The organism is Kribbella rubisoli (assembly GCF_004217145.1).
Taxonomy (GTDB): domain Bacteria; phylum Actinomycetota; class Actinomycetes; order Propionibacteriales; family Kribbellaceae; genus Kribbella; species Kribbella rubisoli.
In genome coordinates this window covers 318,622-344,820 of the sequence record NZ_SHKR01000019.1, presented here as the reverse complement: position 1 = coordinate 344,820, position 26,199 = coordinate 318,622, and the positions used below count along the sequence as shown (strand labels likewise).

At 67.8% G+C, this 26,199-nt stretch carries 32 protein-coding genes; 23 read left to right on the top strand and 9 right to left on the bottom strand.

The annotated features are described in order from the left end of the window. The first annotated feature begins 187 nt into the window (after window positions 1-187). Complete coding sequence (locus EV645_RS41740) at window positions 188-1,339, top strand: LppM family (lipo)protein (RefSeq protein ID WP_130450888.1); 1,152 nt, start codon at window positions 188-190, stop codon at window positions 1,337-1,339. Further along, entirely contained in the window at window positions 1,336-1,530 is a 195-nt protein-coding gene (locus EV645_RS41735) for a DUF3046 domain-containing protein (RefSeq protein WP_130450886.1), read from the top strand. The genes EV645_RS41740 and EV645_RS41735 overlap by 4 nt, the downstream gene beginning before the upstream one ends. A gap of 20 nt (window positions 1,531-1,550) precedes the next feature. On the opposite strand, the gene EV645_RS41730 is transcribed toward EV645_RS41735, so the two are convergent. Together EV645_RS41730 and EV645_RS41725 are read right to left on the bottom strand one after the other, a co-directional pair. Continuing rightward, entirely contained in the window at window positions 1,551-2,111 is a 561-nt protein-coding gene (locus EV645_RS41730; protein WP_130450884.1) for a GrpB family protein, read from the bottom strand. 41 nt (window positions 2,112-2,152) lie between these two features. Next, window positions 2,153-2,944: a hypothetical protein gene (locus tag EV645_RS41725; RefSeq protein WP_130450882.1), complete on the bottom strand. Its 792-nt coding sequence runs from the start codon at window positions 2,942-2,944 to the stop codon at window positions 2,153-2,155. A gap of 250 nt (window positions 2,945-3,194) precedes the next feature. On the opposite strand from EV645_RS41725, the gene recA reads away from it, so the two are divergent. The 7 genes from recA to rny all read left to right on the top strand — a co-directional run bounded on the left by recA (window position 3,195) and on the right by rny (window position 11,595). Next, a complete protein-coding gene (recA, locus tag EV645_RS41720; RefSeq protein WP_130450880.1) occupies window positions 3,195-4,268 on the top strand; it encodes a recombinase RecA in 1,074 nt (357 codons plus the stop codon). Between the two features lie 1,435 nt (window positions 4,269-5,703). Continuing rightward, on the top strand, window positions 5,704-6,225 hold the full coding sequence (locus EV645_RS41710; protein ID WP_242000993.1) for a regulatory protein RecX: 522 nt from the start codon (window positions 5,704-5,706) through the stop codon (window positions 6,223-6,225). Beyond that, window positions 6,222-6,896 (top strand): GNAT family N-acetyltransferase, encoded by a 675-nt coding sequence (locus EV645_RS43545; protein WP_130450874.1) that lies wholly within the window; start codon window positions 6,222-6,224, stop codon window positions 6,894-6,896. Before EV645_RS41710 ends, EV645_RS43545 begins: the two co-directional genes overlap by 4 nt. A gap of 34 nt (window positions 6,897-6,930) precedes the next feature. Then, window positions 6,931-8,358, top strand: a complete 1,428-nt coding sequence (locus EV645_RS41700; RefSeq protein ID WP_130450872.1) for an alkaline phosphatase family protein — start codon at window positions 6,931-6,933, stop codon at window positions 8,356-8,358. A gap of 70 nt (window positions 8,359-8,428) precedes the next feature. Beyond that, the gene (locus EV645_RS41695; RefSeq protein ID WP_130450870.1) at window positions 8,429-8,821 is read left to right on the top strand and encodes an MmcQ/YjbR family DNA-binding protein; all 393 of its coding nucleotides are present in this window, start codon (window positions 8,429-8,431) and stop codon (window positions 8,819-8,821) included. 151 nt (window positions 8,822-8,972) lie between these two features. Next, the gene (locus tag EV645_RS41690; protein ID WP_130450868.1) at window positions 8,973-9,284 is read left to right on the top strand and encodes an antitoxin; all 312 of its coding nucleotides are present in this window, start codon (window positions 8,973-8,975) and stop codon (window positions 9,282-9,284) included. Between the two features lie 649 nt (window positions 9,285-9,933). Beyond that, window positions 9,934-11,595 carry a ribonuclease Y gene (rny, locus tag EV645_RS41685; protein WP_130450866.1) on the top strand — a complete coding sequence of 554 codons (1,662 nt, stop codon included), beginning with the start codon at window positions 9,934-9,936 and terminating at the stop codon, window positions 11,593-11,595. Here the strand turns inward: rny and EV645_RS41680 are convergent. The 5 genes from EV645_RS41680 to EV645_RS41660 all read right to left on the bottom strand — a co-directional run bounded on the left by EV645_RS41680 (window position 11,576) and on the right by EV645_RS41660 (window position 14,820). Beyond that, window positions 11,576-11,959: a nuclear transport factor 2 family protein gene (locus tag EV645_RS41680; RefSeq protein ID WP_130450864.1), complete on the bottom strand. Its 384-nt coding sequence runs from the start codon at window positions 11,957-11,959 to the stop codon at window positions 11,576-11,578. The genes rny and EV645_RS41680 overlap by 20 nt on opposite strands. 38 nt (window positions 11,960-11,997) lie before the next feature. Beyond that, window positions 11,998-12,285 carry a DUF6458 family protein gene (locus EV645_RS41675; protein ID WP_198682192.1) on the bottom strand — a complete coding sequence of 96 codons (288 nt, stop codon included), beginning with the start codon at window positions 12,283-12,285 and terminating at the stop codon, window positions 11,998-12,000. A 71-nt stretch (window positions 12,286-12,356) separates the two neighbouring features. Beyond that, complete coding sequence (locus EV645_RS41670) at window positions 12,357-13,520, bottom strand: acyl-CoA dehydrogenase family protein (RefSeq protein WP_130450862.1); 1,164 nt, start codon at window positions 13,518-13,520, stop codon at window positions 12,357-12,359. Between the two features lie 18 nt (window positions 13,521-13,538). Then, window positions 13,539-14,114: a DUF1707 SHOCT-like domain-containing protein gene (locus EV645_RS41665; protein WP_130450860.1), complete on the bottom strand. Its 576-nt coding sequence runs from the start codon at window positions 14,112-14,114 to the stop codon at window positions 13,539-13,541. 19 nt (window positions 14,115-14,133) lie between these two features. After that, a complete protein-coding gene (locus tag EV645_RS41660; protein ID WP_130450858.1) occupies window positions 14,134-14,820 on the bottom strand; it encodes a type 1 glutamine amidotransferase in 687 nt (228 codons plus the stop codon). An 80-nt stretch (window positions 14,821-14,900) separates the two neighbouring features. Here EV645_RS41660 and EV645_RS41655 point away from each other — a divergent pair, with 80 nt between their 5' ends. From EV645_RS41655 to EV645_RS41625, 7 genes are all read left to right on the top strand, one after another. Further along, a complete protein-coding gene (locus EV645_RS41655; protein WP_130450856.1) occupies window positions 14,901-15,734 on the top strand; it encodes an FHA domain-containing protein in 834 nt (277 codons plus the stop codon). A gap of 34 nt (window positions 15,735-15,768) precedes the next feature. After that, window positions 15,769-16,968, top strand: coding sequence for a 1-deoxy-D-xylulose-5-phosphate reductoisomerase (gene dxr, locus EV645_RS41650; protein WP_130450854.1), 1,200 nt, complete (start codon window positions 15,769-15,771; stop codon window positions 16,966-16,968). A gap of 21 nt (window positions 16,969-16,989) precedes the next feature. Further along, window positions 16,990-18,297, top strand: coding sequence for a M50 family metallopeptidase (locus EV645_RS41645; RefSeq protein WP_130450852.1), 1,308 nt, complete (start codon window positions 16,990-16,992; stop codon window positions 18,295-18,297). 27 nt (window positions 18,298-18,324) lie between these two features. Beyond that, complete coding sequence (gene ispG, locus EV645_RS41640; protein WP_130450850.1) at window positions 18,325-19,473, top strand: flavodoxin-dependent (E)-4-hydroxy-3-methylbut-2-enyl-diphosphate synthase; 1,149 nt, start codon at window positions 18,325-18,327, stop codon at window positions 19,471-19,473. An 84-nt stretch (window positions 19,474-19,557) separates the two neighbouring features. Beyond that, window positions 19,558-19,812, top strand: a complete 255-nt coding sequence (locus tag EV645_RS41635; RefSeq protein ID WP_130450848.1) for a type II toxin-antitoxin system VapB family antitoxin — start codon at window positions 19,558-19,560, stop codon at window positions 19,810-19,812. Then, the gene (locus EV645_RS41630) at window positions 19,809-20,231 is read left to right on the top strand and encodes a PIN domain nuclease (protein ID WP_130450846.1); all 423 of its coding nucleotides are present in this window, start codon (window positions 19,809-19,811) and stop codon (window positions 20,229-20,231) included. Before EV645_RS41635 ends, EV645_RS41630 begins: the two co-directional genes overlap by 4 nt. 1 nt (window position 20,232) lies before the next feature. Next, window positions 20,233-20,781: a nucleosidase gene (locus tag EV645_RS41625; RefSeq protein WP_130450844.1), complete on the top strand. Its 549-nt coding sequence runs from the start codon at window positions 20,233-20,235 to the stop codon at window positions 20,779-20,781. Here EV645_RS41625 and EV645_RS41620 read toward each other — a convergent pair. Continuing rightward, window positions 20,762-21,268 carry an NUDIX domain-containing protein gene (locus EV645_RS41620; protein WP_130450842.1) on the bottom strand — a complete coding sequence of 169 codons (507 nt, stop codon included), beginning with the start codon at window positions 21,266-21,268 and terminating at the stop codon, window positions 20,762-20,764. The two genes, EV645_RS41625 and EV645_RS41620, sit on opposite strands and share 20 nt — an antisense overlap. A 54-nt stretch (window positions 21,269-21,322) precedes the next feature. On the opposite strand from EV645_RS41620, the gene EV645_RS41615 reads away from it, so the two are divergent. From EV645_RS41615 to trxA, 4 genes are all read left to right on the top strand, one after another. Next, a complete protein-coding gene (locus EV645_RS41615) occupies window positions 21,323-22,009 on the top strand; it encodes a cyclase family protein (RefSeq protein ID WP_242000992.1) in 687 nt (228 codons plus the stop codon). 95 nt (window positions 22,010-22,104) lie between these two features. Beyond that, a complete protein-coding gene (locus EV645_RS41610) occupies window positions 22,105-23,718 on the top strand; it encodes a thiamine pyrophosphate-binding protein (RefSeq protein ID WP_130450840.1) in 1,614 nt (537 codons plus the stop codon). 60 nt (window positions 23,719-23,778) lie between these two features. Further along, window positions 23,779-24,147 carry a MerR family transcriptional regulator gene (locus tag EV645_RS41605; RefSeq protein ID WP_130450838.1) on the top strand — a complete coding sequence of 123 codons (369 nt, stop codon included), beginning with the start codon at window positions 23,779-23,781 and terminating at the stop codon, window positions 24,145-24,147. Next, entirely contained in the window at window positions 24,144-24,479 is a 336-nt protein-coding gene (gene trxA / locus EV645_RS41600) for a thioredoxin (RefSeq protein ID WP_130450836.1), read from the top strand. The genes EV645_RS41605 and trxA overlap by 4 nt, the downstream gene beginning before the upstream one ends. Here the strand turns inward: trxA and EV645_RS41595 are convergent. Next, complete coding sequence (locus tag EV645_RS41595) at window positions 24,476-24,844, bottom strand: VOC family protein (protein WP_130450834.1); 369 nt, start codon at window positions 24,842-24,844, stop codon at window positions 24,476-24,478. The two genes, trxA and EV645_RS41595, sit on opposite strands and share 4 nt — an antisense overlap. A gap of 56 nt (window positions 24,845-24,900) precedes the next feature. Between EV645_RS41595 and EV645_RS41590 the strand changes: the two genes are divergently transcribed. From EV645_RS41590 to EV645_RS41580, 3 genes are read left to right on the top strand one after another with little or no spacing between them, the layout of a single operon-like run. Next, window positions 24,901-25,065, top strand: coding sequence for a ribbon-helix-helix domain-containing protein (locus EV645_RS41590; protein ID WP_130450832.1), 165 nt, complete (start codon window positions 24,901-24,903; stop codon window positions 25,063-25,065). Then, a complete protein-coding gene (locus EV645_RS41585; RefSeq protein ID WP_130450830.1) occupies window positions 25,062-25,706 on the top strand; it encodes a VOC family protein in 645 nt (214 codons plus the stop codon). The genes EV645_RS41590 and EV645_RS41585 overlap by 4 nt, the downstream gene beginning before the upstream one ends. Next, entirely contained in the window at window positions 25,703-26,185 is a 483-nt protein-coding gene (locus EV645_RS41580; RefSeq protein WP_130450828.1) for a GNAT family N-acetyltransferase, read from the top strand. The genes EV645_RS41585 and EV645_RS41580 overlap by 4 nt, the downstream gene beginning before the upstream one ends. The last annotated feature ends 14 nt before the right edge of the window (window positions 26,186-26,199 follow it).

Genomic DNA, 26,199 nt, shown 5'->3' with positions numbered 1-26,199 from the left:
CAAAATCGTCCGCACCGAACAAGGCACCTACCCCGACCACGACCTCGCCCACCGCTACCGCACCTGGCTCAACACCGCTTGACACCAATAGGAGCGACAGTTTTCACGAACGGCCGGTGGCAGACGGTGAGGAGACGCTTTCCGTCCGGTGCAGAGGTTGTCCCCATCGTCTGGAATGATCGGCGACATGATCAACCGCGTACGCGCAGCGCTCGTCGTCGTGGCCTGCCTGGTCGCTCTGACCGGGTGCGTCAAGCTCGACGCCGATCTGAAGGTCGGGTCGAACGAGACGGTCTCGGGCTCCATGAAGATCGGGGTCGACAAGCAGCTGCTGCAGTCCAGTGGCCAGTCGCTCGACAAGGTCCGCCAGCAGATCGAGAGCGGCATCAAGCAGACGACCACCGAAGGGGTCAGCTGCAACTCGTTCGAGGACGACAAGTACGTCGGGTCGAACTGCACCTTCGAGAGCGTGCCGTTCGACAAGATGGGCAGCTCGAGCGGCGATGGCGTCGGCTTCCGCAAGGACGGCGACAAGGTCATGGTGACGGTCAAGGCCGGCAGCCTGGGCAGCGTCCCGTCCGGCAGCCAGCCCGAGGTGAACTTCAAGATCACCATGCCGGGCAAGATCCTCGAGCACGACGACGGTGCGAAGATCAGCGGCCGCACGGCGACGTACGACAGTCTCGACAAGGTCGGCAAGATCTCGCTGACATCCGAGGCGGGCGGCGGATTCCCGACGTGGGCGCTGATTCTGATCATCGTGCTGGTGCTGCTGGCGATCGCCGCGGTGGTGTTCTTCGTACTGCGCAGTCGCAGGCGCAAGGGGCAGCAGGGCTACGGGCAGCCGTACCCGGGGCAGTACCCCGGCCAGCCGGGTCAGTACGGCGGACCGGGGCAGTACGCGGGTCAGCCTGGGTACGGGCAGCAGCCCGGTCCTGGCGGGCAGTACCCGGGACAGCCGGGTCCGTACGGCGGTCCGCAAGGGCAGCCTGGTCAGCCCGGCCAATATGGCCAGCCGGGTCAGTATCCGGGGCAGCCGCAGCAGGGGCAGCCGCCGTACGGCGGTCAGCCTGGTCAGCCGCAGTACCCTGGGCAGCCTCAGCCGGGGCAGTGGGGTCCGCAGCCGGGGCAGCAGCAGCCGCCCCAGCAGGGCCAGCCGCCCCATCAGGGACCGCCGCCGCAGCAGCAAGGTCCTGGTGGCTGGGGACAGCAGCCCGGCCAGGGGCAGCCTGGTCAGTACGGTCAGCAGCCGCCGCAGCAGGGTGGTCCTTCGGGACCTCCGCCGGGGCAGCAGGGCGGCTGGGGACCGCCGCCGAGGAACGATGACGGGCAGGAATGAGACTGACGGAGTTCTGGACTCGGATGGATCACCATCTCGGTCCGGCGTATGCACGGACCTGGGCGGAGACCCAGGTGGTACAGGAACTCGGCGGCCGTACGGTCGTCGAGGCCCTGGCCGAGGGCGAGGCCGCGAAGGTGGTCTGGCGTGCCGTGTGGGCGCACCTGAACCTGCCGGCCAGCGAACGCTGATGCCCTAGGCAACTAACGCGCTAGGCAGTCCACCCGGTGCGGGCCGCCCACTCCTCGGCCGGCAGATAGATGAGGTCGCAGACCGGGTCCTTGAGGTCGGAGTAGTCGCCGATCTCAAGCCGGAGCGCGGCCGCGTGCTGCTTGAAGACGGCGTACGCGCGTGCGGTCTCCGGGTGACTGCGCAAGTAGTCGCGGAACAGCAGCGCGTACCGCTGGTTGGCGCGACCGGCCACGCGGATGTGCAGATTGACCCGGCGTCGGTACATCGGCTCGACCAGCATGCGCTTCACCCACTGCACGCCATCGGTGGGCAGACCCGGCACGGGATGGTCGTGCCGCGGCGGGCGTAGCTCCCAGTCGGCCGCGACCATGTGCTCCGCCACGTCATCCAGCTCCAGCTCCGTGCCGACTGTGACCTGGATGTCCAGGATGTCCTTTGCCGGCAGGCGGGGTACCGAGGTGGAGCCGATGTGGTCGATCCGCTGGGCCAGTTCGCCGAGCAGTCCGCCGATCGCGTGCGCGGTCTTCTCGTACTGCGAGGGCCAGCTGTCGTCCGGTCGTGCGATGACGATCCCAGTCATGCGGAGATCATCCCAGTACTGCGGCGGCCGGTCCCAGCCCTTCAGACAGGTTTGATCCGGAATGCGCTGCCGGAGAGCAGATCTGCCGCTTCGTACGCCGCCTTGCGGATGGCCTTGCGCTCGTCGAAGTACCCGCCGACCACGCCGATGCCCGGCAGCTTGCCGACGAACCGGGCGCCAAGGCTGCCGCGCGGACGTTCCTCGAACACCTCACCGAGTCCGCCGAACAGTTTGCTGATCCGCCAGAGCAGACGGATGCCGTGGCCCAGTCCGGCCTCTTCGGACTCGTGGCCGAGACCAAGCTGCTTCGCCACGTCCTGTCCGGCCGCGGTCGGGTCGTCGTACTTGAGTACTTCGTCCGGGGTGATCGGACGGTCGGTCAGAACGCGCGCGATGACCGCAGTACGGTCCGCGTGTGCCTCCACGCCGTACTCGCGGCAGATCGCGCCGATCGCCATCGCTTGCACGGCCGCGCCGAGGGTGTCCTTGATCGGGAGCCGGTCGGCGGCCGCACCGCTGATCCGGGGGAGGGCCGCGACGACGGCCGCGAATCCGCCCAGCCGCTCCACCCACCAGTCGCAGCGCTTGGCGAGCGGCAGTTTCGGCCACTCTGCGTGCCCGGGCACCTTCATCATCAGCAGCCGGTCGATCGCGAGGATCAGGGCCTTCTCGGCCAGGTTCGGCTTCTCCTGGGCGGAGTACTCCGTGAGGATGCTGCGGACGCCGAACGGGTCCGGCGTGCGGAGCGCGTCGAGTACGGTGTCGATCCCGAACTCGACCCTGCTGAGTGCCAGGATCACGGCGGAATCGGGCACGTCGGGACGGTCGCTCACGCCCGCAAGGGTAGGGATCCGGCGGGTCAGATCGGTTGCCAGGGCAGCTTCGGCGTGTCAGTTGTGATTCGAACACGTGTTCGGGATACTTTGGTGCGCGGAAGGTGTGGCGGACGGCCGAGTTGTCCACAGATTCGGAAGTGGCGACGAAAACTGTCCGACGTGATGGATACCTTCTCTGGCGACACGAGAAGTCCTCCGGGCGGCTGGGAAGCGGCCCCGATTATGAGATGGGTCAGGTGGCATTCACATGGCGGGTGCAGCGAGTGCGGAGCGCGCGGTGGCCGATCGCGAGAAGGCGCTTGCGACCGCGCTGACGCAGATCGAGCGGCAGTGTGGCAAGGGTTCGGTCATGCGGTTGGGGGAGCAGAACAGGCCGCCGATCGAGGTCATCCCGACCGGGTCGATCGCGCTCGACATCGCGCTCGGGATCGGTGGTCTGCCGCGCGGTCGCGTGGTGGAGATCTACGGTCCGGAGTCCTCCGGTAAGACGACGGTCGCCCTGCACGCGGTCGCGAACGCGCAGCGCGCCGGCGGGATCGCGGCGTTCATCGACGCCGAGCACGCGCTCGACCCGGAGTACGCGCGGAAGCTGGGCGTCGACACCGACGCACTGCTGGTCTCGCAGCCCGACTCCGGTGAGCAGGCGCTCGAGATCGCCGACATGCTGGTCCGCTCCGGCGCGATCGACATCGTCGTGATCGACTCGGTGGCCGCGCTGGTGCCGCGGGCCGAGATCGAGGGCGAGATGGGTGACAGCCACGTCGGTCTGCAGGCCCGGCTGATGAGCCAGGCGCTGCGGAAGATGACCGGTGCGGTCAGCGGGACCAACACGACCGCGATCTTCATCAACCAGCTGCGCGAGAAGATCGGCGTGATGTTCGGCTCCCCGGAGACCACGACCGGTGGTAAGGCGCTGAAGTTCTACGCGTCGGTGCGGCTGGACGTGCGCCGGATCGAGTCGCTGAAGGACGGTACCGACGTGGTCGGCAACCGGACCCGGGTCAAGGTCGTGAAGAACAAGGTGGCCCCGCCGTTCAAGCAGGCCGAGTTCGACATCATCTACGGCCAGGGCATCAGCCGCGAGGGCAGCCTGCTCGACCTCGGCGTGGATCAGGGCTTCGTCCGCAAGGCCGGCGCCTGGTTCACCTACGAGAGCGACCAGCTCGGCCAGGGCCGGGAGAACGCGCGGAACTTCCTGCGCGACAACCCCGATCTGGCCAACGAGCTGGAGAAGAAGATCAAGGAGAAGATGGGCATCGGCCCGACCCTTGACCAGCCGGCCGCCGAGGCCGCCACGGCCGAGGTCGATGTCGACTTCTGACCGACCCACCGCGGGCGGCAGCGTCCCCCGGCAGCCCACCGCTGCCGACGACGCTGCTCCCGCGGCGCTGTCTCTACCCCACGACGAACGCCTGGCGCTCGCCCGCAAACTCCTAGCAGCTGGCACGGACGCCTCGACGGCTTCCAGTAGCCCGAGCCAGCGCTCTGGGTTCGGCGCCGATCGTGCTCCCGCAGGCGACCGGAGTACTGATCGTGCTGGTGATGCCGAGCGAGGTCGTGGTGACGATCTCGGTGCAGCTCGTAGTTCTCGTCGGGGCTTGGGGCGTGCTCGTACGTCGAGTGCGCGTCGGAGTGGGGCCGATACGGACGACTTCGTGGGTGAGGACGAGTCGGAGTGGGACGGCGCCCGCCGGCGTACGGGCTCTATCAGGCGAACTGCCGGCACCGTCGATCCGTGGGACGAACAGCAGGACGAAGAGAAGAAGGCTCGGCCGACGAAACGGCGGGGTACGTCGGGTCGGGCGTCGAGTGCGAGTTCTGCTGATCCTTGGGGTGAGCAGGATGAGCGCTCTGCTCGTACGTTCGAGACGCAGGCGGCCGATCGGGTGGCTGAGGCGCGCGCCTTCGCGGACGACGCGCCTGCACGGGGCGCGGACCTAGGTGCACCACCGGAACAGTTCGACCCTTGGGCGGACGCGGATTCACCAGCTGCGGTTGAACCGTCCGCCAACGCCTCACCGGGCCCTCCTGGGCGCACATCTCCCGCACAGCGCGTACCTGACGCAGACCAGCGAACGTCGGACGGCAACTCCTCGACGCCGGAGAGCGCGGCACCTGCGCTAGCGCTGCCCGCAGATGACAGCACTTCGACAGACGAGCCTCATTCGTTGGACCACCAGGGTCCGGCCGATGACGCAGCTCGTGCGGCCGGCCACCGGACGGTCGGCGCCTCGGCCGCAGCGGATCGTCCGGGGCCCGCAGATCGTCAAGTGCGTGCGGGCGAGGATGCGTCGGACGGGGATGCGTCGGCGGGGGAGCCGTTCACCTCAGATGCGTCCCCGCGTGCGGATGGCCCGGCGCCCGGGAACGCCGCGGTGCGTGGTGATGGCGCGCCGGCTGGGGATGGCGCGGTGCGTGCGGGTGAGCGCTGGTCGGCGGACGGGTCTGTTGCGGCAGATGGTGGTGAGGCTGCGGGTCGTCTTGCGGGTGCGCGTGACGGTGGTTCGGGCGGGGAGTCGTTCGGCTCTGGTGGGTCGCCGCGTGCGGCTGGCTCGGCGCCTGGGGATGGCACAGCGGCCGGGGACGGCGCGCTGCGCGCGGGTGGCTCGGTTGATGGGGATCGTGCGGGTCGTGCGGGGGACAGTGGACGGTCTGGGGGGCGGGGGAGTCGGGGGCGGCGGACCGTTGGTGGGGGGTTTGGGCGGGGGCGGAAGAGGCGGGGGAGTGAGGAGCCGGAGCGGCTGGGGGATGCTGCGATGGAGCAGGATGCGGATCCGGCTTCGGTGGCTCGGACGATCTTGCTGGACAAGTTGGCGGGGCAGCCGCGGACTCGGGCTGAGTTGGCTGATGTGTTGGCTGAGCGGGAGATTCCGGATGAGGTGGCCGATGAGGTGCTGGATCGGTTCACGGAGGTCGGGCTGATCGACGATGCGGCGTTCGCGAATGCGTGGGTGGAGTCGCGGCATCGTGGGCGTGGGTTGGGGAAGCGTGCGCTGGCGCAGGAGCTTCGGCGGCGGGGCGTGGATGATGAGCTCGCCCGGGACGCGCTCGAGGAGTTGGAGCCGGAGCAGGAGGAAGAGACCGCGAGACAGCTGGTGCGGAAGAAGCTGCGGTCGATGCGTTCGCTGGAGCGGCAGGTGGCGATGCGGCGGTTGCTCGGGATGCTTGCGCGGAAGGGGTATCCGGGCGGGATGGCGATGAGCATCGTGAAGGACGAGCTGGACGCTTCGCACGACGAGTTCCCGCTCATCGATTCATCGGGCTTAGGACCTGAATGACGCACGAGCCGCCGGCAGTGCGTGCTGCCACGGCAGCGGATCGCGCCGGGATCCAGCGGCTGCTGCGCGAATTGCACGGCGAGGGCGCGGACAGCACGACCCTGCCTGAGGTGCGTCAGCAGGCGAGGACCTTCGTCGCGACCGCGTGCCCGACCGCGAGCCTGAGCTCGACCGCGAGTGCGGGCCCGAGTGCGAGCCTGAGCGCAGGTGCGAGCCCGAGTCCGAGTCCGAGTGTGAGCCTGAGCGCCGGCCCGAGCCCGACCGCGGGCCCGGGTGCGGGTGCGAGTGCCGGTGACGAGATTGTCGGGGTGCTTATGGTGACGTTTGTTGACTACGGGCGCGAGCCGTATGGCGTTGTGGAGGAGCTTGTCGTGGATCCAGCGAGCCGTGGCTTGGGGACGGGCGCGGCTCTGCTCGCGGAGTGCAAGTCCTGGCTTGGAGGTTTGGGGGCCGAGGTGGTCTTTGTGTCGGCGAGCGACGAAAGCCGCCGAGTTCTACCTGCATGCCGGATTCACGCGATGCACCGGGCCCTGGCTCTGGGCGGCGGCTGGTCAACCGGCATAGATCAGCCGGGGCTGTTTACCTTTGCTAAAGGTCGTGCTCGGGAACTGGTCCGGCGGTGTTGGGCGGCGAGCCGGGTGGAGGTCACTTTGTGGGCGGAAGGTTCTTGACGGAATCACCGCCTACTTCGAGAGGTTCCGCCCAATGTCTGACTTCACCCGTCGCCGGTTTCTCGGCGGCGCTGCGGCGACCGCGAGCCTTGGTGCCGCGGCCGCGTTGATGCCCGCGAGTGTCCAGAAGGCTCTCGCCTCCCCGCCGCCGCACCCGGCGCGGCTCGGCGACATCAAGCACGTTGTGATGCTCATGCAAGAGAACCGGAGCTTCGACCACTACTTCGGCACGCTGTCGGGAGTGGCCGGGTTCGACGACCCGCACGCGATCAAGCTGTCCACCGGGCGCAATGTCTTCTACCAGCCCGACACGCAGAACCCGGACGGCTACATGCTGCCGTTCCACCTCGACACCCACTCGACCAACTCGCAGGCGATCCCGTCGACGAGCCACGCGTACTCGGTCCAGCACCAGGCCTGGAACGGCGGCAAGATGGACGCTTGGCTGCCCGCGCACCGGGCGACCGACAAGGCCAACGGGCCGTATGTGATGGGGTACTACACCCGCGACGACATCCCGTTCCAGTACGCGCTCGCCGACGCGTTCACGATCTGCGACCAGTACCACTGCTCGGTCCAGGGTCCGACCTGGCCGAACCGCCTGTACTGGCAGACCGGCATGGTCGACCCGGGCGGCACACTCGGCGGACCGATCACGTCCAACTCGTTGCCGAACGGCGCGTACCGCTGGACGACGTACGCCGAACGCCTCGAGGCCGCCGGTGTCAGCTGGAACGTGTACCAGGACCAGGTGGGGCTGAGCAGCTACAACATGCTCCCGCACTTCAAGCAGTTCCAGGACGCCACGCCCGGTACGCCGCTGTACGACAAGGGCATGAAGGTGTCGCCGCTCGGCCAGTTCGAGTACGACGCTCTGCACGACAAGCTGCCGACCGTGTCGTGGCTGATGACGGCCGGCGGGGTTTCGGAGCACCCGAAGGAGATGCCGGCTGCCGGGGCCGACTTCGTCGCGTCGAAGATCGCCGCGATCGCCGCGAACCCCGACGTCTGGAAGAAGACGGTCTTCATCCTGAACTACGACGAGAACGACGGCCTGTTCGACCACGTCGTACCGCCGACCGCACCGGCGGGTACGCCGGACGAGTACGCCCTCGGCCTGCCGATCGGCGGCGGGTTCCGGGTGCCGTGCATCGTGGTCTCGCCGTGGACCGCGGGCGGTTGGGTCAGCAGCCAGAAGTTCGACCACACGTCGGTGCTGCAGTTCCTCGAGAAGCTTACCGGCGTACAGGAGCCGAACATCACCCAGTGGCGTCGCAAGACGTTCGGTGACCTCACCTCGGTGTTCCGCCACGACCACATCAGCAAGCCGCCGGCGCTGCCCGAGACGGGTGCCCGGCTGAACCTGGCGACGTACGAGGCGGCGCAGTTGCCGGCACCGACGTTCCCGACCTCGACGCAGGTCGTCCCGCATCAGGAGCGCGGCGGTCGCCACCGCCTCTGAGGTACGCCGACAGCCGGGCAATCACGTCGATTGCCCGGCTGTGGCATGCCCGCGGAGTAGCGTCGGCGCCATGGTGAGCCTGGAAGACGTGCAGCGGCTGGTCGGCCAGTTGCCGGAGACGGTGGAGACGACGAAGTACGGCCATCGGACCTGGGCGGTCGGCGGCAAGGGGTACGCGTGGGAGCGGCCGTTCAGCAAGGCGGACCTGAAGCGGTACGGCGACGAGACGCCGCCCGACGGGCCGATCCTTGCGATCAAGGTCGAGGATCTGGCCGAGAAAGAGGCCGTGCTGGCCGCCCGCGCAGGGGATGGGTTCTTCACGATTCCGCATTTCGACGGGTACGCCGCGGTGCTCGTGGAGCTCGACAAGGTGCCGGAACAGGTGCTCCGGGAGGCACTGCTCGACGGGTGGTTGGTGTACGCCCCGGCGAAGGTCGCGAAGGCACACCTGGACGGACAGTAACGGAGAGTGAAGCGGTTTCGGGTCCGGTGAGCGGCGAGGGGCGTTGACGGGTGGGGTGCGACGGTGTGTTATCCGAGGTAGGACTGGTATTTGGACCGGTCCGTAGGCTGGGATTTTCCGTCGATCCGCCCCAGACACCGCGGAGGGTGCAATGAACGATTTCCAGGAACAGGCGAAGAACTGGCTCCGGAATGTCGTCAAGCAGAACCCGGACAAGATCAAAGCCGGCGTCGACAAGGCCGGCGACCTGATCGACAAGCAGACCGGCGGGAAGTACGCGGAGAAGGTCGACTCGGTCCAGCAGAAGGTCGGCACGTTCGTCGACAAGCAGACCAACGAGGAGCCTGGCCAGCCGGCGGCCCAGGCGGATCAGACACCTGCGGACACCACGTCGGAGTCCACCACCGCGGGTACGGCGGAGAGCGCGGAGCCGGACAGGCCTGCGCAAGGCCCCGCCAGCTAAGCCCCGCCAAGTATCCAGATCCACATCTGCAGCCCCGCGGCCGGTTCCGCGCCGCGGGTGCTGGAGATCTGAGGGCGTACACGTATGCCCGTTGTGGAGTAGTCCAGTGCCGGGAGTGGTCTCATCCCGGGGGTGACGGGGGAGTGTCCGTCTTGACCGCGTGATGGGCCGCGCTTAGCCTCGGGATCAAGAAGGGATGAATCCACCGCAACGGTGGCGGATATAACGATCGGGGAGTCGGGTGAAACAGCCGACCGACCGGCAAAAAGACGCAACCACGCTCGACTGAGCTGAAGGAAGGACGACGGCGCCATGCGCTGTCGATAGACGGCACCGCACGCAAACCCGGACGGTCACCCAGCCGGCAAGGGCGCGAGCGGTGTCACCGTGGTCTCCGCGTTGTCGGCGGCGACTCTCGGTGAGCAAGCGAGGCAATCAACTCCGGAAAGCCGCACCGCGCGGCACCCATGGAGTTGCAGCCGTACCGTCGCAACGGTAAACACCGGTACCGCCTTTTCCAGGTGGCACCGGCACTGCCGTACCCCGATAGCCGCCGGACCCCGGTGGCGCCTTCAGTCGTCCCGGTGGCGAGTCCCTTCGACAGACGGCCACAGTCCCGCGTGGGACTCGACGGAGAGGGGAGACGCCGATGACTGCGATGTCCGCTGGCCTGGCCCTGATCGGATTACTGATCGCAGGATTGCTGGCCTGGATCGGCCTGACCCTCTCCCGCCGGAAAGCCGCCGACAACTCGACCGCCCAACTCGAGGCTGCGCAGCTGACCGCAGGCGCGAAGTCCGCGGCAGAGCTGATACGACGGCAGGCCGAGGAAGAGGCTGCCGTACTGCGAACGCGCGCCGAGGCAGCCGAGCAGCGCAGCGAGGAGATCCGCCGCGGCGCCGAGGACCGTGCGTCCGAGGTACGACGTGATGCCGAGCAGCGGGCGTCCGACATACGGCGAGAGGCCGAGGCGGAGGCGCAGTCGATCCGGGACGATCTGCGGGAGCAGCGTCTCGAGATGGAGCGCCGCGATCACCGGCTGACCGAGCGCGAGGAGCGGGCCGACGAGCAGCACCGCGTGATGGGGGAACGCCAGACCGAGCTGACCGCGCAGCTTGGCGAGCTGGACAAGCGCAAGAGTGAGATCAAAGACCTCGAGGACGAACGCCGCCGGATCCTCGAAGGCGTCGCGAACCTGACCACAGAGCAGGCGAAGGCCGAGCTGGTCGCGGCGATCGAGGACGAGGCCAAGCGGCACGCGCACACGATCGTCCGCGACATCGAGCGGCAGGCCCAGGACGAGGGCGAGATCAAGGCCCGCAAGATCATCACCGGCGCGGTCCAGCGGCTCGCGTCCGAGCAGACCAGCGAGTCGGTCGTCTCCGTCGTCCACCTGCCGAGTGACGACATGAAGGGCCGGATCATCGGGCGCGAGGGCCGCAACATCCGGTCGTTCGAGCAGACCACCGGCGTGAACCTGATCATCGACGACACCCCCGAAGCGGTGCTGCTGTCCTGCTTCGATCCGGTACGCCGGGAGACGGCGCGGCTGACCTTGGACTCGTTGGTGCTCGATGGCCGGATCCACCCGAGCCGCATCGAGGAGATCTACGAGCGCAGCAAGGGCGAGGTTGCCGAGCTGTGCGAGCGGGCCGCCGAGGACGCGATGGCCGACGTCGGGATCACGGACCTCCACCCGGAACTCGTTCGCACGATGGGGCTGCTGCGCTACCGCACGTCGTACGGACAGAACGTGCTCAAGCACCTGATCGAGTCGGCGCACATCGCCGGGATGATGGCGGCCGAGCTCGGGCTGGATCCCAAGCTGTGCAAGCGCGGTGCGTTCCTGCACGACATCGGCAAGGCACTCACGCACGAGTCCGAGGGCAGTCACGCGATCGTCGGCGCCGAGCTGGCCCGCAAGTACGGCGAGAACGACGACGTCGTGCACTGCATCGAGGCGCACCACAACGAGGTCGAGGTCCGGACCGTCGAGGCGGTGCTGACGCAGGCCGCGGACGCGGTGAGCGGCGGTCGGCCGGGCGCGCGGCGGGAGTCGTTGGAGGCGTACGTCCAGCGGCTCGAGCGGCTCGAGGAGATCGCGATGCACCACGAGGGCGTCGAGAAGGTGTTCGCGATGCAGGCCGGCCGCGAGATCCGGGTGATGGTCCTGCCGGACGCGGTCGACGACATCGCGGCGCAGGTGATGGCCCGCGACATCGCGAAGCAGGTCGAGGAAGAACTCACGTACCCGGGCCAGATCCGGGTGACCGTCGTACGCGAGTCAAGGGCTACTGAGGTGGCGAAGTAGCGTACTTCGCCCGCCACGCCGGCGGGTCGAACGGAGCCCCGTAGATCCGGGTCTCGCGAGCGATCCGGCCGTCACGGAACTCGACGACGTTCGCCACGTAGTACACGTCGCCGCCGTAGTCCGACCGGCCGAGGATGACGAAGTTGTCGCCGGAGCCGGTGATGCGGAGGATCTGGATCGACGGCGGGTTCGGGTATTCCTGCTGCATCGCGCGCATGCGGTTCCGCCCGGCGATGCGTTCGCCAGACTGCGGCATCTCCAGGACGTAGTCCTCCGTGCGCATCTCGTGTTCGGCCTCCGGCGAGAGCACGAGCTCGCTGTCGGGCGACCACAGGCGTTCGAGCAGTTCACGGTTGGTGTCCATGAACTCATGGTGCACCCGGCTCGCGCCGACGAGAGCGACTACCTGCTCGGCCTGCGGAGGTGGGTTGGCGTGACGTCGATCGGCTCGTCGGCGACGCGTTCGGGCGGGGCCGTGCGGTACTGGCGTTCGACCTCTGGGTCGATGATCGGCGTGTCGGTGCGTCTGCGCTGATTGGCGAGGCGGTACGACAGCCAGATGCCGGCGGCGCCGCCGAGCATGATGATGATCCCCAGGGCGGTCAGGTTGAACGTGTCGGACGTGTCCCGTACGGCGAACGCGAGGACAGCGCCGATCACGACGAGTGCGATCCCGGCCCCGATCCGCATACCTGCTCCTTCCATGAACACGGAGTAGCTGATCTCACTCCCCGTGCCCAGGTCAGCCCAGTTGTATGCGTCTAGCGGAAGGCGGACTGCCCGGTCAGCGCCTGGCCGATGACGAGCTGGTGGACCTCGGACGTGCCTTCGTAGGTCAGGACCGATTCGAGATTGTTGGCGTGCCGCATGATCGGGTACTCGCCGCTGATGCCGTTCGCCGCCAGGATCGTGCGGCACTCGCGGGCGATCGCGATGGCCTCGCGGACGTTGTTGAGCTTGCCGACCGACACCTGTTCGGGGCGGAGCGTGCCCTTCTCCTTCAGCCGGCCGAGGTGTACTGCGAGCAGGACGCCCTTGTTCAGCTCGACCGCCATGTCGGCGAGCTTCGCCTGGGTCAGCTGGTACGCCGTGAGCGGCTTGTCGAACACGATCCGCTCACCGGCGTACGCGATCGTGGTCTCGAGGCAGTCGCGGGCCGCGCCCATCGCGCCGAAGATGATGCCGAACCGCGCTTCGTTCAGGCAGCCGAGCGGGCCGGACAAACCGCGTGCCTCGGGCAACAAAGCTGAGCCGGGCAGCCGCACGTCCGACAGTACCAACTCCGAGGTGACAGACGCGCGCAGCGACATCTTCTGCTTGATCTCCGGCGCCGAGAAGCCGGGCGTCGACGTCGGTACGACGAAGCCGCGGACGCCGTCGTCGGTACGTGCCCAGACCACCGCGACGTCGGCGACGGAGCCGTTGGTGATCCACATCTTCGAGCCGTTCAGCACCCAGTCGGCGCCGTCGCGGCGCGCGTTGGTGCGCATACCGGCCGGGTTCGATCCGAAGTCGGGCTCGGTCAGCCCGAAGCACCCGATCGCCTCACCCGCCGACATCCGGGGGAGCCATTCGTTCTTCTGCTCGTCGCTGCCGTACTTCCAGATCGCGTACATCGCCAGCGATCCCTGCACAGACACCAGCGACCGCATCCCGGAGTCGGCCGCTTCAATCTCCAAGCAGGCAAGCCCGTACGCGACCGGTCCCAGCCCCGCACACCCGTACCCCGTCAGGTGCATCCCGAGAAACCCGAGCGCCCCCAGCTCCTTTGCCAACTCCCGCGCCGGAATCGAAGCCGTCTCGAACCATTCCGGCAACGCCGGCCGCAACCGCTCATCCGCAAACCGCCGAGCAGCCGCCCGAACATCAACCTCTTCCCCGGTGAGCAAAGAGTCGACATCAACGAGATCAAGCGAAACGGTCATGGGACGAACGCTAATCCATCACTTGGTGTACCAGGGCCACCACCAGTGGCGTTTGCGCGGGTGGCGGACGACGACGCTGGCGTGATGGGCCTTGCCGGTGACATGCAGGCGGACGCCGCCGGGGCGCGGTGCTACCGCCTTGTTCTTGGCGCTGCTGTGGTTCGACTCGACCTGGTCGATGTCGACGCTCCAGCCCTCGGGGATCACCATCACCACGGAGCTGTGGATGGCCTGCGCGTCGACGTGGATGTCGGCCCAGTGGACCACCGCGTCGGTGAAGTCGAGCTTGACCGACGAGTGTTCGGCGATCGCGGTCATGCGCTCGGGCACGACCCACGCTCCTTCACGTTTCTGTGCGCTGTGCCGCGCGCGGAGGGTGAGCTCCTGCGAACCGCCGTGCGCAACCGGCATCAGATCGGCGGTCGCGTTGCGCAGTTCGAGCTGGGTCTTGGCCGTGTAGATCTGGGTCAGCCGCTCGTCGAGTTCCTCGAAGTCCAGCCGCCCGTCGGTATGCGCTTCCTGGACCACGGCGGCGGCACGTTCGCGGTCGTTGTCGGATGCCCGGTGACCGGGCGGCGGCTGCTCCAGACTCATGCGACCAAAGGTAGCGCCGCTACAGGTTCGACAGGAATCGGCCGAAGACGGTCGACCAGGTCTTGTCCAGCTCCGCCGCATACCTCTCGGCGTCCGCGACCAGCGCATCCGGATCGAACCCCATCGACCGCAGCCGCTCCGGGTTCCACCGGCGGACCCGATCGGCCGCGACCTCAGGGTGGAACTGGACACCCCAGGTCCGCTCGCCAACGCGCAGCATCTGGTTCGGGCACCGCTCACTGGACATCAGCAGTACGGCGTCCTCCGGTAGCCGGGTGATCTGGTCCTGGTGACTCTCGATCGCCCAGACGGTCGACGGAAGGCCGTGCAGCAGCACGTCGTCGGCGGGCAGCACGCTCAGCGCGGTCACGCCCTTCTCCGGAAGCCCGTACTTCCCCTGCACCTGGCCACCGAAGGTATGCGCCACCAGTTGGCCGCCCAGACAGATCCCGAGCACCGGGACCTGACCGTGTGCGGCACGCAGCAGATCGCGCTCTGCAGGCAACCACGGTGCGTGGTCGTCCTCGTCCGGCAGCAGCCCGCCGCCGAGCATGATCAGCGCCGCATGGTTTCCCATGCTGCTAGGGACAGGCTCACCGTCCCACGCGCGGACGACGTCAGCCGTGATCCCGCGCTCGTCCAGCCAGTCGAGCAGCTTGCCGGGTCCGCTGTCGGGATCGTTCTCGATGATGAGCACGCTGGTCACCCGGCCACGGTACGCGGCACACCGGACACCGCCGTACCGGAGTCGTGATTCCTGGATACTGATGCACTGTGGGGGTGCAGATGGAGCCGATCAGTGGATTCGTGCGCGCCGTGGTGGGGGACGTTGCCTTCATCTTCGGCAAGGGCCTGGTGAACGCATACCTGCTGGCCCGCCGCAACGGAGTGTCGAGGCCACAGCTCGACCTCCTGGTGCGGTCACACGGCCAGTACGTGCCGCTCGCCATCCCGACCGGCACCGTGCCCGCCGTCGACCGACTGGTCGGGCTGGACGAGAGCCGGCCAGCGCCTCTGCTGACCGTCGAGTTCACTCCGGGCGACACCGGCGCCGAGGCACACCTCACCGCGAACAACCCGGTCCTCATCACGATTACCGACATCACTCATCACGAGTACGACGCAGTAGTACTGACGACCTCGCTCGGCGCAGCGGCGTACGCGCAACTGCCGCCGGGCTACTACCACGTGTCCGCCGTGGTCATCGACGAGTACGCCGACCTGCTGCAGGGGTACGGCGCTCAGCACAACCTGCACGTGGACAAGGGCGACGACCTGATCGTGTCCCTGTCGATCCGCACCGCCGGAGTAGGCGAGATCGCGACGGCACTGGAGACCGGGCCGCAACCAGTGATCGTGGGGGAGGACGGCGACGTCGTACCGCTGCTCGACCTGGTCCGCATCGGGCGCGCGCCGGACTGCGACGTGATCATCGACCGCCAGGAGATCAGTCGCCACCACGCGGAGCTGCTGCGGATCGATGCGACCAGCTACGAACTGCGGGATCTCGGGTCGACCAACGGCACGTCGGTGAACGGCGTACGGATCGAGACCGCGATGGTGGGCGACGGCGACGAGATCCGGCTCGGCGCGCTGCCGTTCCGCTTGTACCTCGCCTGACCCAACCCGGAACAGAACCTGGAACAATGGCACCGTGAACTCACGCAGTGTCGTCATCCTGGGCTCGACCGGCTCGATCGGTACCACCGCGCTCGAGCTGATCGGCCGGAACCGGGACCGCTTCCGCGTGCTCGCGCTGTCCGCCGGCGGCGACAACGTCGGGCTGCTGGCGGAGCAGGCGCTCGAGTTCGAGGTCGAGGTCGTCGCGGTGGCGAAGGCCACGGTCGCGCAGGACCTGCAGCTGGCGTTCTACGCCGAGGCGCAGCGGAAGGGATACGCGCAGGGCGAGTTCCGGATCCCGAAGATCATCACCGGGCCGGAAGCCTCCAGCGAGCTCGCCGCGATGCCGTGTGACGTGGTTCTCAACGGCATCAACGGATCGGTCGGGCTGCACGCGACACTGGCCGCCCTGGACGCCGGGAACACGCTGGCGCTGGCCAACAAGGAATCGCTGGTGATCGGCGGCCCGATCGTCACGCGGCGGGCCAAGCCGGGCCAGATCGTCGCGGTCGACTCCGAACACAGCGCGATCGCCCAGTGCCTGCGAGGTGGTACGCCGAACGAGGTCCGCAAGCTCCTGCTGACGGCGAGCGGCGGTCCGTTCCTCGGCCGTCCCCGCAGCGAGCTCGCGAACGTCACCGTCGAGCAAGCCCTTGCCCACCCGAACTTCGCGATGGGCCCGGTCGTCACGATCAACTCCGCCACGCTGGTCAACAAGGGCCTGGAGCTGATCGAGGCGCATCTGCTCTTCGGTATCCCGATGGACCGGATCGACGTCGTGATCCACCGGCAGCAGGCGATCCATTCGATGGTCGAGTTCTTCGACGGCGCCACGATCGCGCAGGTCGGCGTACCGACGATGACCGTCCCGATCGGGCTCGCGCTCGGCTGGCCTGACCGGATAGCGGACGCCTCGCCGCCGTGGAACTTCGCCGAGGCGAGCACCTGGACGTTCCAGCCGGTCGACGACGCCGAGTTCCCCTCGGTCGGCCTGGCCCGCGAGGCAGGCACCCGGGGCGGCACGGCGCCCGCCGTGTTCAACGCTGCGAACGAGGTCTGCGTGGAGGCGTTCCGGGCCGGACGGCTGCCGTTCACCGGGATCGTCGACACAATCGCCCGGGTGGTGACCGAACACGACGTACCCTCGTATGTGGAACTGTCCGTCGACGACGTGCTCGCCGCGGACGCGTGGGCCCGGAACCGGGCCCGTGAGATCACTGACGGCAACCGATAGCAGCCAGGAGAACCAGAAGGCATGACCGTGCTTCTCACCACCGTCGGCATCGTGCTGTTCGTGCTGGGGGTCCTGATCTCCGTGGCGCTGCACGAGATGGGCCACATGCTCCCGGCGAAGGCGTTCGGGATGAAGGTCACGCAGTTCTTCGTCGGCTTCGGCCGTACCGTCTGGTCGACCAAACGCGGCGAGACGGAGTACGGCATCAAGGCGATCCCGGCCGGCGGGTTCGTCCGGATCATCGGGATGCTGCCGCCGGGCAAGGGGCAGGACCCGACGAAGGTCCGCAAGGCCAACACCGGCCCGATCCAGTCGATGGTCGAGAACGCGCGGTCCGCGGAGTACGAGACGATCTCTCCCGAGGACGACGGCCGGCTCTTCTACCAGAAGGTGTGGTGGAAGAAGCTGATCGTGATGGCGTCCGGGCCGCTCGTGAACGTCGTGATCGCGTTCGTGCTGTTCGGCGGGCTCTACATGCTCTACGGGACGCCGGTCGCCCAGACCACGGTCTCCACCGTCACCGACTGCGTGATCCCGGCCAACCAGGCATCGGCCGACCGGCAGTGCACCGACACCGACAAGGTGTCGCCGGCCAAGGTCGCCGGGTTCCAGGTCGGCGACAAGATCGTCTCCTTCAACGGCACGCAGATCAGCAGCTGGGACCAGCTCACGCCGCTGATCCGCGCGAACACCGACAAGCCGGCCACGATCGTTGTTGAGCGCAACGGTGCGCAGAAGACGCTGCAGACCAACACGATCGTGAACCAGGTGCAGGAGAGCGCGACCTCCGACAAGCTCGTGTCGGTCGGGTTCCTCGGCATCTCGCCGACCGAGAAGGTGGAGCAGCAGAGCTTCGGCTTCGTCGTCGACCAGATGGGCAAGCTGACCGTCAGCACGGTGCAGGCGCTCGGCAAGTTCCCGGAGAAGCTGGTCGGGGTGGCCAAGTCGATCGTCGGCGGCCAGCGCGACCAGGACAGCCCGATGAGCGTCGTCGGCGCCAGCCGGGTCGCAGGTGAGGTCGCCTCCAGCGATCTGGGCGTCGGCCAGAAGATCGCCACCGGGATCCTGCTGCTCGCCTCGCTGAACCTGTTCCTTGCCCTGTTCAACTTCATCCCGCTGCTGCCGCTGGACGGCGGTCACATGATCGGCGCGATCTGGGAAGGCATCCGGCGCGGCCTCGCCAAGCTGTTCCGCCGGCCCGACCCCGGGTACGTCGACGTGGCCAAACTGCTCCCGATCGCGTACGTCGCGGCCAGCGCGATCGTGGTGATGGGCGTGCTGCTCGTCATCGCCGACATCGTGAACCCCATCAAGCTCTTCAACGGCTGACCCTCACCCACCACTGGTTAAGGACTCATGAGCATCAACCTGGGCATGCCCGCGCTGCCGCCTCCGACCCTCGCGCCGCGCCGCAAGACCCGTCAGATCAAGGTCGGCAGCGTGCTGGTCGGCGGCGACGCACCGATCTCGGTGCAGTCGATGACGACCACGCCGACCAACGACGTCAACAAGACGCTGCAGCAGATCGCCGAGCTGACCGCGGCGGGCTGCGACATCGTCCGGGTCGCCTGCCCGCGGCAGGAGGACGCCGATGCACTGGCGGAGATCGCGCAGCACTCGCAGATCCCGGTGATCGCCGACATCCACTTCCAGCCGGGCTACGTGTTCGCCGCGATCGAGGCCGGCTGCGCCGCGGTCCGCGTGAACCCGGGCAACATCCGCAAGTTCGACGACCAGGTCAAGCAGATCGCCCAGGCGGCGAAGGACCACGGTACGTCGCTGCGCATCGGCGTGAACGCGGGTTCGCTGGACAAGCGGCTGCTGGAGAAGTACGGCAAGGCGACGCCGGAGGCGCTGGTCGAATCGGCCGTCTGGGAGGCGTCGCTGTTCGAGGAGCACGACTTCCACGACTTCAAGATCTCGGTCAAGCACAACGACCCGGTCGTCATGGTTCAGGCGTACGAGATGCTCTCCGAGCGGGGCGACTGGCCGCTGCACCTCGGCGTGACCGAGGCCGGGCCGGCGTTCCAGGGCACGATCAAGTCGTCGGTGGCGTTCGGCGCACTGCTGGCGAAGGGCATCGGCGACACGATCCGGGTGTCGCTGTCCGCGCCGCCGGTCGAGGAGGTCAAGGTCGGCCTGCAGATCCTGCAGTCGCTGAACCTGCGCGAGCGCAAGCTCGAGATCGTCTCCTGCCCGTCCTGCGGCCGCGCCCAGGTGGACGTCTACACGCTCGCCGAGCAGGTCACCGCCGGCCTCGAGGGCATGGAGGTCCCGCTCCGCGTCGCCGTCATGGGCTGCGTCGTCAACGGCCCCGGCGAGGCTCGCGAAGCCGACCTCGGCGTCGCCTCCGGCAACGGCAAGGGCCAGATCTTCGTCAAGGGCGAGGTCATCAAGACCGTCCCGGAGTCCGCCATCGTGGAAACCCTCATCGAAGAGGCCATGCGCATCGCCGAAACCATGGAAGCCACCGACTCGGGTGAGCCAACGGTCACCGTCAGCTGACACCAACTCAAGGTGCATGTTGGTGCGGTTCATCGCTCATGTTTGGTGCCTAGGTAGGGCATAGCTTGGTGTACCATCGGTGCTATGACGCGCATCTCAGTGGACGTGAACGACGAGTGGCTGGAAGCTGCCCGCGCTGAGCTCGGTACTGACAGCAAGGTCGAGACGATCAACGAGGCATTGCGTGAGTTTGCTGATCGCAGGCGGGCGAAGGATCTGATCGCAACGCTCGACGAGGTCCAACTGGACTTCAGTGAAGCGTCCGACCAGTGGCGGTACGGCGGTGGACGTGACCTGAGCCAACTGGAGAAGGACGCGCGGGAGGTCCGCTCCGCATGATGGCCGGCGCCGCCTACCTGGTGGACACGTCGGTCTTCGTCCTCCGTGGTCGGCACGAAGATGTGAAGCGTCGCTTCGACAGCCTGCTGATCGAGGGCCGGCTCGCCTTCTGCCAGATGATCCTTCTCGAGTGCCTCAACAACGCGCCCGACCCGAAGGCGTACGAGCGTCTCTGGACGACGCTGCACGGACAACGGTGGGTGGAGGTCACCGCCGAGGCCATGGATCGAGCACTCGACGTTCATCGGATGCTGGCGAAGAAGAGTCAGCACCGAGGCTTCAAGCTGCCTGACCTGATCATCGCGGCGACCGCCGAGCTGGCGGGCTTGACAGTTCTGCATTACGACGAGGACTACGACCGGATTGCGAAGATCACCGGGCAGTCGGTGGAGTGGGTTGCGCCGAAGGGGTCGCTCTGAGGTGACCGAGTATTTGGTGGTCAGTGCGGTCGCTGGAGAGGCTAGGTACGTGCCCGACGGGATTCCGGTGGTGGTTACCGGGGTTGGGAAGACGGCTGCTGCGGTGGCGGTCGGGCGAGCGTTGGCGGGGCGGGATACCGCGGATCTTGTGGTGCTGAATGTTGGGACTACCGGGGCGCTGCGGGACGGGATGGCTGGGCTTTACCTGCCGAGTCTGGTGATCAATCACGATGTGAATGCGGATGCGATTCGGGCTATCGGGTTGGATCCGCAGGACGAGCTGCGCGTCGACGGTGGGGACGGGACGGTGCTCGCGTCGGGGGATGTGTTTGTGACGGATCCTGTGGTGCGGGAGCGGCTGGCGGAGCGGGCGCATCTGGTGGACATGGAGGCGTACGGCGTCGTGTACGCGTGCCGCGAGTACGGCGTACCGGTTCGGGTCGTGAAGCATGTGTCGGACTCGGCGGATGAGGCCGCGCTCGACTGGCCGGCTCTGGTGGACGCCAGCGCGAAGGTGCTGGGGGAGTGGGTCAGCGAGTACGTTCGCTGAGCCACTCCAGTACGGCGGTCTCGCGCACCAGCCAGCGCATCACGCCGACGCCGCTCTCCATCACCCGGCGGTTCGCCGCCAGTGCGGCGTCGACGGTCACCCACTGCGGCGTGAGTTCCAGCTCGGCCTCGTAGCCCTCCAACTGCTGCTCACCGACCGGCGTCCCGCCCGAGCATTCGAAGTAGTACGACGTCATGCCGAACACGTCGTACTCCGCGTCGATCGCCGGCACCTCCTCGCGGGTCGTCGCCAGCTCGGCTCCGACGACAACCGCGTCGTACGCGCACTCCTCGCGGAACTCGCGTCGTAGCGCGACCTCGAAGGACTCGCCGGGTTCGACGCCGCCGCCGGGGAACTTGTAGTCGCCATGGCGGGACGCGAGCAGCAGCAACTCCGGTCCGCGGAACAGCACCCCGCGGACCGCGGTGCGTTCGACCACACGTCCGCCGGGAGCGAGGTCCGGTGAGCGAAAGGTCGCGAGCAGCATGCGGTCTATCCTGACTTGGCCTTGGGTCAAGTACGCCACTCGCTGGAGGTCCGCATGGCTGGTTCGTCGCTCCTGTCGGCACTAACGACTGCACTCGCGGACGGGTCGATCGAGGTGGTGGATCTGACCTCGCCGTTGTCCGCTTCGACGCCGGTCATCCAGTTGCCGCCGGAGTTCGGCCAGACGGCGCAGTTCGCGCTGGAGGAGATCAGCAGGTACGACGACCGCGGCCCGGCCTGGTACTGGAACAACTTCACCAGCGGCGAGCACACCGGCACGCACTTCGACGCACCGAACCACTGGGTCACCGGCAAGGACCTCGCCGACATCGCCTCGGTCCCGGCGAACCGGCTGATCGCTCCGGCCGTCGTGCTCGACTTCACCGCGGAGGTCGAGAAGAACCCCGACTTCCTCGTCGAGGTCGACCACCTCAAGGCCTGGGAGGCGGAGAACGTCCCGCTTCCGAAGGGCGGCTGGCTGTTCGTCCGCACGGGCTGGGACGCGCGATCGCACTCGCAGGAGGCGTTCATCAACGCCGACGAGAACGGACCGCATACGCCGGGCCTGTCGCCCGAGTGCGCGCGCTGGGTCGCGCAGGAGTCGTCTGTACTCGGCATGGGCGTCGAGACCGTCGGCACCGACGCCGGGAAGGCGCACTCGTTCGACCCGCCGTTCCCGTGCCACTCGTACCTGATGGGCAGTGACAAGTACGGGCTGACGCAGCTCCAGAACCTCGCGTAGCTCCCGTCGACCGGTGCCGTCATCATCGCCGGACCGTTGCCGATCGTCGGCGGCTCCGGCGCTCCCGCACGGGTGCTCGCGCTGGTCGAACGCTGATGAACGTCGCGGACGCCGTCGGCCGGGCGTTGGTGGCCGCGGGCGTCCGCCAGGTGTTCGGCGTGGTCGGTTCGGGCAACTTCCATCTGACGAACGCGATGGTCGCCGCCGGCGCGCGGTTCGTCGCCGCGCGGCACGAGGGCGGCGCGGCCACGATGGCTGACGCGTACTCGCGGATGAGCGGGACGGTCGCCGCGCTCACGGTCCACCAGGGGTGCGGTCTGACCAACGCGATGACCGGGATCGCCGAGGCGGCCAAGAGCCGTACGCCGATGGTCGTGGTCGCGGCGGAGGTCCTCGAGCCGCGGTCGAACTTCTACGTCGACCAGGAGGCGCTGGCTCGCGCGGTGGGCGCGGTCCCGGTGCGGATCACCTCGGCGGAGACTGCAGCGGCGCAGGCGCAAGGCGCGGTGGCGACCGCCGTACGCGAGCGCAGGACGGTGCTGCTGAACGTGCCGCTTCCCGTGCAGGCGTTGGAGGTCCCGTTACCCGCGGCCGCCCAGCAGTTGCCGTCGCGGGAGGCGGTGATGCCGGACGCCGCTGAAGTCGCCGCGTTGACCGACCTGCTGCGGCGTGCCGAGCGGCCCGTCTTCGTCGCAGGCCGCGGAGCTCGCGGACATCGTCAGATCCTCGAAGCATTGGCGGAACGATCCGGAGCACTCCTCGCGACGTCAGCTGTCGCGCACGGCCTGTTCCGCGGCAACCCCTGGTCGCTCGGGATCTCGGGCGGCTTCGCCTCACCGCGTACTGCGGAGCTGATCCGCGCCGCCGACCTGATCGTCGGTTGGGGCTGCGCGCTGAACATGTGGACGATGCGCCACGGTCAGCTGATCGGACCCGACGCCACCGTGGTGCAGGTCGACGACGACACGTCGGCGCTCGGCGCGCATCGCGAGATCCACCTGGGAGTCACCGGCGACGTCGGCCTGACCGCCTCGCGGCTGCTCGACGCCTGCGGCGACCAGCAGATCGGATACCGCTCCATCGAGCCGGGCAGCGTCCGCTGGCGCGACGTCCCGTACGACGACTCGAGCACGGCCGACCGAATCGACCCACGCACGTTGAGCATCGCGCTCGACGACGTCCTTCCGGCCGAACGCGTGGTCGCCGTCGACTCCGGCAACTTCATGGGCTACCCCAGCGCCTACCTGGACGTGCCGGACGAGAACGGCCTCTGCTTCACGCAGGCGTTCCAGTCGATCGGGCTCGGCCTCGCCACCGCGATCGGCGCCGCGCTGGCGCAGCCGGACCGGCTTCCGGTTGCCGCGCTAGGCGACGGCGGCGCACTGATGAGTGCAGCAGAACTGGACACAGTTCGGCGGCTGGGCCTGCCGATGCTGGTCGTCGTCTACAACGACGATGCGTACGGCGCCGAGGTGCACCACTTCGGTCCCGACGGGCACCCCTTGGAGACGGTGACGTTCCCGCCGACCGACATCGCCGCGATCGCGCGGGGCTACGGCTTCGAGGCCGCGACCGTACGTACAGTCGGCGACCTCGCTGCGGTCAAGGACTGGGTGAACGGACCGGGTTCGGCGCCACTCCTCGTGGATGCGAAGGTCGTGGCGGACCAGCCGTCCTGGTGGCTGGAGGAGGCGTTCCGCGGCCATTGATTATCCTGGCTTGACCTTGACCCTGGGGGCAAGGTTTAGCGTCGGGGTGAAGGAGGCGGGATGCGGATCAGCGATCTGGCGGCCGAGGCCGGTGTGACGGTCAAGGCCGTGCGGTACTACGAGGCGCAGGGGCTGCTCAAACCGCGGCGCGAGCCGAACGGGTACCGGGCGTACGACACGGACGATGTGGTCGTGGTGCGTGAGGTGAAGGCGCTGCTGAGTCTCGGGCTGACCGCGGAGCAGACGTATCCGTTCATCGAGTGCCTGCGTGCCGGCAACGAGCGCGCCGACGTCTGCCCGGCGTCGCTCACGGCGTACCGGACCCGGATCGCGGACGTGGACCGGCGGATCGCGGAACTCACCGATCTGCGGGCCCGGCTGACCGACCTCCTGACCGATGCCGAGAGCTGGAGGATGAAACAACTATGAGTGAACTGCGTACCGTCGACGAGGCCACCTTCGACGAGGCCGTCCTGCGGTCCGAAAAGCCTGTACTCGTGGACTTCTGGGCCGAATGGTGCCCGCCCTGCCACCAGATCGCGCCGGTCCTCGCGCAGATCGCCGCCGACCGCGCCGATCACATGACCGTGGTGAAACTGAACTCCGACGAGAACCCGTCCATCTCGGCCCGTTACCGCGTGATGGCGCTCCCCACCCTGATCCTGTTCCACCACGGCGAAATGATCTGGTCCGTAGTAGGCGCCCGCCCCAAGGCCCGCCTCCAGAAGGAACTCGACGACGCCCTCCTGACCGCCGTCTAACCGCCGAACTTGTAGAGCTCGACCAGCACGCCGTGCGGGCCGGCGACGTACGCCGACGTCGTACCCCAGTCGGTCTCGGTCGGCTCGAGAACCACGTTGCCGCCTCGGCGGCGGATCTCTTCGATGTCGGCGCGCACGTCGTCGCTGCTGAACTGGAGGAGGGTGCCGCCGAGGGCGCCGAAGTCGTCGACCATCGCACCGGTGTGCAGGGCGATCGTCATCGCGCCGGCCTTCACCTCGGCGTACCCCTCACTCGCGGTGCCGGAGATCTCCAGGCCGAGGATGTCGGCGAAGAAGTCGGCCAGGTCCTGGTTCTTCTCGCGGGTGTCGGTGAGTAGGCCGAGGTGGTCGAAGCGGAGGTTCATCGTCGGATCTCCCTGCCGATTGACGGTTAGTTGTCTAGGATGCTAGCAATATAGCCATGGCGGATGATGGTGGCAAGAAGGTGCAGTTCAACGTGTATCTGCCGCCGGGATTGGTGCGGCGGGTGAAGCACAAGGCGATCGACGAGGGGGCGAGTCTGTCGTCGCTGGTCGAGCAGGCGCTGGCGGAGTACCTGGACAAGCATGGGGAGGCGCGGGGATGAGCAATACGGTGATCAGGCCGCTGCGGTTCACGGCGGACGTGGAAGCGATGCGCGCGTTTCTCGAGGCGCTAGGGCTGCGGTCGCGGATCGAGTCCGAGCAGGGGGGTTGGGTCGACATGCTGACCGGTCGCGGCATGGTCGCGCTGCACGACGCGGCGAGCAGTAGTACTGGCGGGCAGCCGGGCCAGACCACGCTCTCCTTCGAGGCGGAGAAGATCGACGAGCTGAGGGACCGGCTCGAGCAGGTGGGGTTCGTCGACGCGACTGTCTTCGACGAGGCGTACGGGCGCGTGCTGTCCGTGACAGGACCGGACGGCGTCGTCATCTGGGTCGACGAGCGCTCCGAGGACATGTACGGGTACAAGCTGCACGACGCGCGTCCGGACGAGCGCTGGTCGGTCACGCCGTACCTGACGGGTGCCGAGGAGCCGGCCTGGCGCCGCTTCTTCGAAGGCGTCGGCATGGAGGCCCCAGTACGATTCGGACCCGCCGATCAAGCATTCGCCGTCCGGCTGGACCTGACCACTACGGAGGACCTGGACGAGGTCCAACGCCGGCTAGACAAGTACGACGTGACGCCGACAGCGACCGGGCTGGAGATCGTGGACCCTGACGGCCAGCTCACGGTGGTGCACGGATGATCGCCGTACGGCGGGCCGAGCCCAGCGACGTCGACGCGATCCGGCAGATCGGTCTGACGACCTGGCCGGTCGCGTACGCCGGACTGGTGCCGGAAGCGTTCATCACCGACGGACTGGCCCAGTGGTGGTCCGTAGAGGCCGTCGAACGCGGCATCAGCAAAGGCATCACCCTCGTGGCGACCGACAGCGACGCGCTTCTCGGCATGGTCGGATTGGGTCGCGAAGAAGACTTCTGGGTGATGTGGAAGCTGTATGTGCTCCCTGACCAGCAGGGCAAGGGCATCGGCAAAGCACTCCTCGACGCTGCGATCGCAGCCCTCCCGGACGGTACGCCGGAACTCCTGCTCGACGTGCTGGTCGCGAACGAACAGGCGATCGGCTTCTACCGCTCTCAAGGATTCACCGAGGCGAAGCGGACCCCGAATCGCGATCTCGGCGTCGATTTGATGTGGATGGTCATTGACCTCGACCGCACCTGAACTTGCAGGATTCC